The organism is Coleofasciculus sp. E1-EBD-02 (genome assembly GCF_040218245.1).
In the GTDB taxonomy this organism is placed as follows: domain Bacteria; phylum Cyanobacteriota; class Cyanobacteriia; order Cyanobacteriales; family Coleofasciculaceae; genus Coleofasciculus.
This window is the reverse complement of sequence record NZ_JAVJQN010000053.1, coordinates 1-8,897: the sequence shown is the minus strand read 5'-3', so window position 1 is coordinate 8,897 and position 8,897 is coordinate 1. Positions and strand designations below refer to the sequence as shown.

At 46.5% G+C, this 8,897-nt stretch carries 9 protein-coding genes; 6 read left to right on the top strand and 3 right to left on the bottom strand.

Annotation, left to right across the window (positions count from 1 at the left end):
* Together RIC07_RS09310 and RIC07_RS09305 are read right to left on the bottom strand one after the other, a co-directional pair.
* Window positions 1-765 (bottom strand): photosystem II D2 protein (photosystem q(a) protein) (locus RIC07_RS09310; RefSeq protein ID WP_446394266.1); only part of this gene is annotated, 765 nt, incomplete at its 3' end.
* Between the two features lie 188 nt (window positions 766-953).
* The gene (locus RIC07_RS09305) at window positions 954-1,106 is read right to left on the bottom strand and encodes a hypothetical protein (protein WP_446394265.1); all 153 of its coding nucleotides are present in this window, start codon (window positions 1,104-1,106) and stop codon (window positions 954-956) included.
* Window positions 1,107-1,174: 68 nt separating this feature from the next.
* Here RIC07_RS09305 and RIC07_RS09300 point away from each other — a divergent pair, with 68 nt between their 5' ends.
* The 4 genes from RIC07_RS09300 (at window position 1,175) to RIC07_RS09285 (ending at window position 5,001) form a co-directional block, all read left to right on the top strand.
* Window positions 1,175-1,450 (top strand): hypothetical protein, encoded by a 276-nt coding sequence (locus RIC07_RS09300; protein ID WP_006106524.1) that lies wholly within the window; start codon window positions 1,175-1,177, stop codon window positions 1,448-1,450.
* A 19-nt stretch (window positions 1,451-1,469) separates the two neighbouring features.
* A complete protein-coding gene (locus RIC07_RS09295) occupies window positions 1,470-2,147 on the top strand; it encodes an energy-coupling factor ABC transporter ATP-binding protein (protein ID WP_446381881.1) in 678 nt (225 codons plus the stop codon).
* Window positions 2,148-2,206: 59 nt separating this feature from the next.
* Window positions 2,207-2,755 carry an NYN domain-containing protein gene (locus tag RIC07_RS09290; RefSeq protein WP_446394264.1) on the top strand — a complete coding sequence of 183 codons (549 nt, stop codon included), beginning with the start codon at window positions 2,207-2,209 and terminating at the stop codon, window positions 2,753-2,755.
* Between the two features lie 119 nt (window positions 2,756-2,874).
* A complete protein-coding gene (locus RIC07_RS09285; protein WP_446394263.1) occupies window positions 2,875-5,001 on the top strand; it encodes a putative bifunctional diguanylate cyclase/phosphodiesterase in 2,127 nt (708 codons plus the stop codon).
* A 276-nt stretch (window positions 5,002-5,277) separates the two neighbouring features.
* Here the strand turns inward: RIC07_RS09285 and RIC07_RS09280 are convergent, their stop codons facing one another.
* Entirely contained in the window at window positions 5,278-5,853 is a 576-nt protein-coding gene (locus RIC07_RS09280) for an exonuclease domain-containing protein (protein ID WP_446394262.1), read from the bottom strand.
* A 200-nt stretch (window positions 5,854-6,053) separates the two neighbouring features.
* On the opposite strand from RIC07_RS09280, the gene RIC07_RS09275 reads away from it, so the two are divergent.
* Together RIC07_RS09275 and RIC07_RS09270 are read left to right on the top strand one after the other, a co-directional pair.
* Complete coding sequence (locus tag RIC07_RS09275) at window positions 6,054-7,352, top strand: M16 family metallopeptidase (protein ID WP_446394261.1); 1,299 nt, start codon at window positions 6,054-6,056, stop codon at window positions 7,350-7,352.
* Between the two features lie 128 nt (window positions 7,353-7,480).
* The gene (locus RIC07_RS09270) at window positions 7,481-8,764 is read left to right on the top strand and encodes a M16 family metallopeptidase (RefSeq protein WP_446394260.1); all 1,284 of its coding nucleotides are present in this window, start codon (window positions 7,481-7,483) and stop codon (window positions 8,762-8,764) included.
* The last annotated feature ends 133 nt before the right edge of the window (window positions 8,765-8,897 follow it).

Here is an 8,897-nt window from a genome sequence, read left to right as displayed (position 1 = left end):
CTGAGACCAGAAACGGTTCGCCGTCACCATCGAGTAGGTTTCTTCGGCTTGGGTGGGGTTAAACGCCCGGAAGGTGTTTGACCCTTCACCGTCTTCAAACAAGGTGTTTTCTACCGTTGCACCGTGAATGGCACACAGCAGTGCTCCACCTAAGATACCTGCCACTCCCATCATGTGGAAGGGGTTCAGTGTCCAGTTGTGGAACCCTTGGAAGAACAGCAAGAAGCGGAAGATACCGGCGACGCCGAAGCTAGGAGCAAAGAACCAAGAGGATTGCCCCAAGGGATACATCAAGAATACGCTGACAAATACCGCGATCGGTCCACTGAAGGCAATGGCGTTGTAGGGGCGAATACCCACGACGCGGGAAATTTCAAATTGCCGCAGCATGAAGCCAATTAAGCCAAATGCACCGTGCAGGGCGGTAAATGTCCAAAGTCCACCAATTTGACACCAACGGGTGAAGTCGCCTTGGGCTTCAGGTCCCCACAGTAGTAGTAGGGAATGACCGAAGGTATCGGCGGGAGTGGAAACCGCCACAGTTAGGAAGTTACAGCCTTCCAAGCAGGAAGAGGCTAAACCGTGGGTATACCAAGATGTCACAAAGGTTGTACCGGTTAGCCAAGCTCCAACCGCCAAGTAGGCGCAGGGGAGCAGGAGTAGACCTGACCAACCGATGAATACAAAGCGATCGCGCTTTAGCCAGTCATCGAGTGCGTCAAACCATCCTCTTTGGCTGGGAGCGCGTCCGACAGCTATGGTCATAACGTGTAGATCTCCAAGAATTTATGAGTACGAAAGAAAAGCCCTCTTACTCGGTCAACCGACTCAAGCTGTGCCTAAGCAGATAATTGACCCGATTGTGAGTAAAGTTTACTTTTCTTTACGGTCTTGAACTTATCTTAAAAGAAATTTTCAAATTTTGCCACTGTTATTCGTCTATTCGTCATTTGTCAGGGAACAGGGAACAGGGAACAGGGAACAGGCAATAGGCAATAGGCAATAGGCAATAGGCAATAGGTAAGGTAGAGTTTTGAGTTAACTTCCTCAGCTCCCCCAGCTCCCTCTGCTCCCTCTGCTCCCTCTGCTCCTCCACCCCTGCGCACCCCCAGCTCCCTCATCTGTGCCAACTCCCGTCTAAGATAAGAGGGAGAGTATCGCGCTTGAGAGTAGCATGTTCACGATTGACTTGACTTTGAAAAACACGCCCTTCCCCTTATCCGTGCAACGGAAGTCAGCAGAAGCGGCGGAAGAAACTTACCAGGAAATTATGAAAGCAATGAGTTCGGGTAAACCTGAGTTCATGGAACTGACGTGTGAACACCAGTCCGATAAGAAAATTGGCGTTCTCACCAATGAGATCAGTGCGGTGATGATTTCTCAGAAATCTGGTGCTGTGGGGGCAGGGCGTACACCCGGTTTCTTTGCTTTAGCTGAAGAACAACAGTAGTTAACACATCGCCAACGTCATGGTTCAAACCGCAATTACGGTACAGGATCTATGCTTCAGTTGGTCTAGTGGAGCATCGGTTTTAGACGCTTGCTCTCTAGAAGTTCCCAAGGGTGAATTTTGGATGCTCTTGGGGACAAATGGCAGTGGTAAATCAACATTGTTGCGGTTGCTGGCTGGATTATTGTCACCGGATTCGGGTGAGATACAGATTTCGGGACTCATGGGATTTGTCTTCCAAAATCCTGACCATCAGCTGGTTATGCCGACAGTTGGTGCAGATGTGGCGTTTGGATTGGTTGAGGAGAAACTTTCGATCGCACAAGTTCGCGCCCGAGTCACCGAAGCCTTAGCCGCTGTCAATCTGCTGGATTTACAACGACGCCCGATTTATGCGCTGAGTGGGGGACAAAAGCAGCGTATTGCTATTGCAGGTGCGATCGCACGTCAGTCTGAGATCCTTTTATTGGATGAGCCAACAGCCTTGCTAGATCCCGATACTCAGTTAGATCTGGTGGCTCAAGTCCAGCGCCTGGTTAAAAGTCGCGGGTTAACTGCCCTTTGGGTGACTCATCGGTTGGAAGAGTTGAATTACTGCGACGGAGCATTTTTGCTGGAAAATGGTCGGGTGGTAGCACAGGGAGAACCGGAGCTACTCAAGCAACGGCTTCTAGGTGAGACAAAAATGTCATCATAAATTAATATAAAGAGGAGATTGAGAAAAATTAACAAAAAATATTAAATTAGCCTTGAAAAATGCCCTCTCCCCCACCCCAGGTTGTTTTACTGGTTGATGGTTATAACATCATCGGCACCGAGTCGAGTTTGACTAAGACACGCGATCGCCATGGACTATTGGCAGCGCGGCAGGAATTAGTTGAGGTTTTAATTAACTATAGTGCCTTTCGGGGCTATAAAACTAAAGTTGTCTTTGACGCTCACTATCAACCGACTGGAACGCGCCACGAAGATATAACCCCCCATGTATCAATCTGCTATACAGATTTTGGTCAGACCGCCGATAGCTACATCGAAAAATTTTGTGCGGCTTTTCGGAGTAAGCCTCAGCGATTCAGACAACGATTAATTGTGGCAACTTCAGATCGGGCGCAACGGTTAACAGTGACCGGGTATGGAGCAGAATGGATGTCATCTGGGCAGTTAATTAGCGACGTCCATTACACAAGTCGTAGAGTACGCCGCCGACAAGGATCGTCAAAACAACCTCGCGGTCGTTTTTTAGTGCATTCCCTTGACAAATCGGCACAGCAACGGTTATCTCAATGGCGTCAGGGTATTCGCTGATACAGGGATAAGTCGCTCTCTCTTGAATTATTAACAAATCAATGTAGCTATTCAGAGGCTGTCTCGAAAAAGGTTGTTTGGGACGCCGATAAACCCATTGGCACAAACAATTAGATATAATGATTACTCGATACAATGGGGTAGAACCCAAGTTGCAAAAAAGGCACCAGCTAATCCAGGCTATTCTCAATTCTCTAGACGACATCGTTTGGTCAGCGTCAGCCCACACGTATAAGCTACTGTATATTAATCAAGCTGCCGAGAAGGTTTTTGGCAGAACCATTGCTGAACTGTATGATCAGCCAACTCTATGGGAGTTGATGATTCATCCCGATGATCGGCAGCGAGTTCAGCAGGTGTTTCAGACTTTAGGAGAAAGCGGTAATCAAGCCGTAGAATACAGAATTGTCCGACCTGATGGGGAGGTGCGCTGGATACACAATCGCGTCTGTGCGATCGCGGATGAGACGGGTAGTGTGATTAGGATAGATGGGATTGCCAGGGATATCACCCAACGTAAGCAACTCGAAGCCCAACTCTGTCCCGAAAATGACCTACTCCAGGGCATCATGCAAACCAGTATCGCCGCGATTACCGTCGTTGATACTCAAGGTAACATCATCTTTGCCAACGCGCGATCGCAGCAAGTCCTCGGTTTGACTCAATCCGAATTAGTCGAACGTCGATACAACTCTCCCACTTGGCAGATTACTGATTTTCAAGGTGGACCCTTTCCAGAGGAACAACTACCATTCCAACAGGTGATGGTAACAGGTCAACCCGTTTTCGATGTCCAGCACGCAATTGAATGGGCGGATGGAACCCGTAAATACCTTTCAGTGAATGGCGCTCCCTTAAAAGATGCCGACGGAGTTATCACCCATATTGTTTTCTCGGTTACTGATATTAGTCACCGCAAACAGGTAGAAGAACAGTTATGCCACGATGCTTTACATGATAACTTAACCAGGTTACCGAATCGTACTCTATTTATAGAGCGGGTTAACCATGCAATTAAATTAGCCAAACGGAATCAGGATTATTTATTTGCGGTTCTGTTCCTGGATTTGGATCGCTTTAAAGTAGTGAATGATAGCTTGGGGCATGATGTCGGTGACCAACTCCTAATTGCCACCGCCCGTCAGCTAGAAAAGTGTGTACGAAACACTGACACCGTTGCCCATTTAAGTGGCGATGAATTTACGATTCTCCTAGAAGATATCAAAGATATAAAAGATGCTACTCGTGTAGCTGAGCGGATTCAGACAACCTTAAAAGCCCCCTTTAATCTGAATAATCATGAAGTGTTTACGAGTGCCAGTATTGGCATTGCCCTCAGTTCTACAGGATATGAGCGCAGCGAAGATATCTTGCGGGATGCTGATATTGCCATGTATCGGGCGAAAGAACTCGGCAAAGCCCGTCATGAAATCTTTGATAAAATTATGCATGCTCGCGCTCTAGAATTGTTGAGATTGGAAAATGATTTGCGACGAGCATTGGAACGGCAGGAATTTGAAGTTTATTATCAACCGATCACTTCATTAGTCACAGGGACACTAACCGGATTTGAAGCACTGGTGCGTTGGCGACATCCAGAACGCGGGTTAGTCTCTCCAGCAGAGTTTATCCCAATTGCTGAAGATACTGGACTGATTATTCCTCTGGGAGAGTGGGTACTTCATGAAGCTTGTCGTCAACTGCGGATGTGGCAAACCCAATTCCCTACACCAGAGCCATTGAAAATGAGTGTCAATTTATCGGGCAAACAGATTAAGGAGCCGGATCTAATTGAGCAAATTGATCATATTTTAGCAGAGACTGGTTTAAATGGCAGTTTTTTGAAGCTAGAAATTACCGAAAGTATCTTAATGGAAAATGCCGAAACCGTCACCAAGATGCTACTGCAATTGAGAGCCAGAAATATCCAGTTATCAGTGGATGACTTTGGCACAGGATATTCGTCATTAAGTTACTTACATCGCTTTCCCGTGAACACTCTCAAAATTGATCGTTCTTTTGTTAGCAAGATGAATCCGAAAAATCGCAATACTGAGATTATCCGAACGATTATTACTCTCGCTCATAGTTTAAGGATGGATGTGATTGCTGAAGGTGTAGAAACTCTCGAACAATTGACTGAATTAAAACTATTAAACTGTGAACAAGGACAAGGGTATTTATTTTCTAAACCGTTAACTAAGTGTGCCGCCGGACTTTTATTAGGCGGAATTCCTCAGTGGTAAACTTTTATAGATGTAGGGTTGTAGGTTGGGTTGACGCAAGGAAACCCGACGGAATATAGGGCTAATGTTCCCTACTACTGGACTGACACAGTTAAAATTGTCGAATAGATTTTACCATCGAATAGGGCGCACGTCTATGCGCCCCTACGGTTTCGGGACTCCCATTCTAATTCATCAAATAAGGTGTGCTATGCCACTACAATCATTTCCCATTCTCTATTCCCTGTTCCCTGTTCCCTATCCTCACCGCAATCCTGTTCAATACGCCCTATTATATTAATCCACGAAGCGGTTGAATCTCCTGTCCTGACTCCACAGTAATTGAGACAAAATTCGGGCAATATTCGCCGCATCATCAACGCCGCGATGGTGTGTACCTTGCAACGATAGCTTAAGCAGAAACAGGGCTTTTAACATACCAACTTCCTTCTGTAACGAATGAGCCAGCGCAAACCATGTCTTCACATTGATATGTCGCGAATCAAACGGATACTCAACGCCAAAGGATTGACATTGTTTTTGAAATTGATTTTTATCATACTCCCCATAACTCGCCCAAACTCGTTGATGGGATAAATACCGTTTTTGGAGACGTTCACAGGCTTGAGCAAAGGACATGCCTTGATCCACTTGTTCCTGGGTTAATGTGGTTAGCTCAGTACAGAATTCACTCACCGTTGAGCGTGCTGGTTTAACCAAGATACTCTCTGTCTTAACAACGGAATGGGAATGGCAATCCAGCAGACAAACGCCAATCTCGATAATTTCGCTTTCTTGTCCCGGTGGCGGTTTTCCTTGCCAACACGTCGCTTCGACATCAATAACCAGAATTTGGTCGATTTTTCTAGACATTATGCGCCTACTCCTCTGATTCCTTAAGCAGGGCGGGTTTAGTGAAGTTAGCGGTTTTATCCCAAGCGTTATCAGTCAAACCCGCCCCTACAACTTTGCTGAATCTGCTCTATTATGTATGTTTTAAGCCAAGTCCGTCATGAACGCCCTCAAGCGCTAAGATGGGACTAATTTAACGTAAATTTGAGATTTTAGAGAAATTGCTATCTGAGCCACTGATTTCTACCAAATTTCCGGGTGATATATTCAAACTCGCCAATGGGTTAACCGTCATTCACCAGCATTTACCTGCAACACCTGTCGTTGTGGTTGATGTCTGGGTGAGGGCTGGGGCAATTGTCGAACCCGATGAATGGTGCGGGATGGCTCATTTTTTGGAACACATGATTTTCAAAGGGACACAGCGACTGGTTCCCGGTGCATTTGATCAGGTGATTGAACGTCATGGGGGGCTGACAAATGCGGCGACGAGCCACGATTATGCCCATTTCTTCATTACCACCGCCGCTCAATACCTCGACGAAACCTTACCCCCATTAGCGGACTTACTGTTATCTCCAGCGATTCCTGACATCGAATTTGATCGCGAACGAGATGTGGTTCTAGAAGAAATTCGCTCCTGTTACGACAATCCTGACTGGTTAGGTTTTCAGGCACTCTCCGAAATAATATACCAATATCACCCCTATAGGCGCTCGGTTTTGGGTAGCGAAGAACAATTGAGGGCGCACACGTCTCAGCAGATGCGCCGTTTCCACGGGAGTCACTACCAACCGGAGAATATGACGGTGGTGATTATTGGCGGAGTTGAACAAGAGTCAGCGTTAAATTTAGTCAATCAGTCTTTTGCCTCGTTTGCCACTCCCAGTGATTGTCCCCACTTAATCGCCGAAGCCGAACCCCCGATGACTGAGATTAGGCGTCAGGAACTGTATTTACCCCGAATTGAACAAGCCCGTCTATTTATGGCTTGGGTTGGACCCGGTGTGGATCAGTTAAAAGATGCTTATGGTTTAGATTTACTTTCGGTATTATTAGCCGATGGACGCTCATCCCGGTTAGTGAGACAATTGCGGGAAGAAGATCGGCTGGTTCAAAATATTGGCAGTGGTTTTTCACTCCAGCGAGATTCGAGCTTGTTTACCATCAGCGCCTATCTTGATCCTGAGCATTTAGAACAAGTCGAAGCCTTGATTTGCCAGCATCTATTAAACCTACAGCAGACACCGATATCCTCTGAAGAAATCCGTCGCTGTCAGCGATTATTGTGTAATGACTATGTTTTCTCTACCGAAGCTGCTGGTCAGATCGCTGGATTGTATGGATATTACAATACGATCGCGACCGCAGAATTAGCTGTAACGTATCCCGCTCAAATTCAACGACTGACCCCAGTAGACTTGATGCACTTAGCACAACGTTACCTTTCTCCTTATCATTATGCCGTAACTGTTCTTAAACCCGTGAGTGAAGATTTGCTGATGGGAGAATTATTTTGAGAGACGCGCCATGGCGCGTCTCTACATGGTGCGTCTGTAGGGGCTGGTTTGATGACTATCCTTTCTTATCCTTACCCAGATGCGACTAAACCCGCCCCGACCAAATTTTGAACTTTGAATTATCAATTATGCCTTCTAGTCTAACTGCCTCACCCCAACAGTCCATTATCCATCGCACGGTTTTAGATAATGGCATTGTCGTTATCGCTATCGAGAATTCAGCCGCTGATATTATTGCCTCGCGCCTATTTTTTCGCACGGGTAGCCAAAGAGAACCACGAGATAAGGCGGGATTAACCCATCTCCTAGCGGCTGTCTTGACCAAAGGTACCGACGAACTTTCCTCGATTGAAATTGCCGAACGAGTCGAATCAGTCGGCGCTCAACTGAATACAGATGCCGCAACGGATTACTTTTTATTGTCTCTGAAAACGGTATCCTCCGACTGGCTGGATATGTTAAAGCTAGCGGGGCAGATTTTGCGATCGCCTAGTTTCCCGGAAACCGAGGTAGAATTGGAACGCTATCTAACGATTCAGGATATTCGTTCCCAAAAAGAACAACCCTTTAGCATTGCCTTTGAGCAGTTGCGACAGGCATTATATCAGGATCATCCCTATGCTGTCTCTGTATTGGGTACAGAAGCCACGGTTTCTGAATTGTTACCGACAGATTTAAAAGACTATCATCAAACCTATTTCCGCCCGGATAACCTAGTGATTAGTGTCGCCGGTCGAATTTCACCGGAAGCCGCCGTACAGCAGATTGAGCAAGTCTTTGGAGATTGGCAACCCCCCTCAACTCCTTTACCAACGCTGACGTTACCCTTAATTACCACTCAGCCTTGCCACGTCGTCACCCCTCAGGAAACCCAACAATCGGTGGTAATGCTGGGGTATTTAGCCTCATCAGTTACTGATCCAGATTATGGGGCGCTAAAACTACTGAATACTTATCTGGGAAATGGACTTTCGAGTCGCTTATTTGTGGAATTGCGGGAAAAACGAGGGTTAGCGTATGATGTTTCGGCGTTTTACCCCACGCGCCAGTGTGATTCCCTATTTGTGACGTATATGGGAACCGCCCCAGAAAATACAGTAATCGCGATGGAGGGATTGCGGACAGAAGTAGAACGCCTTTGCAGTTTAAGATTGAGTGAAGCGGAATTGCAAGCAGCTAAAAATAAACTTCTGGGTCAATATGCTTTAGGGAAACAAACCAATGCTCAACTTGCCCAAATTTATGGCTGGTATGAAACTCTGGGATTGGGAATTGAGTTTGATCTGAAGTTTCAGCAGCAGATTGCCAAAGTCACGCCAGAGATGGCACAAGCGGCGGCACAGCGTTTCTTTGGGGAACCTTATATTTCTTTAGTGGGTCCGGCGGAAGCGATTAACCAGATCCTTTCATGAACCGCGCCTTACTTCGTGAAGACGCGGATTGGCAGAGATAACCTGCCAGGAAGTCATGAATAGGGCATGAGTTGGTAGGGGATAACCACTTCCAAGCACTTCTCTAGCTTGGATTAGATGTAGGTCTAGGAAT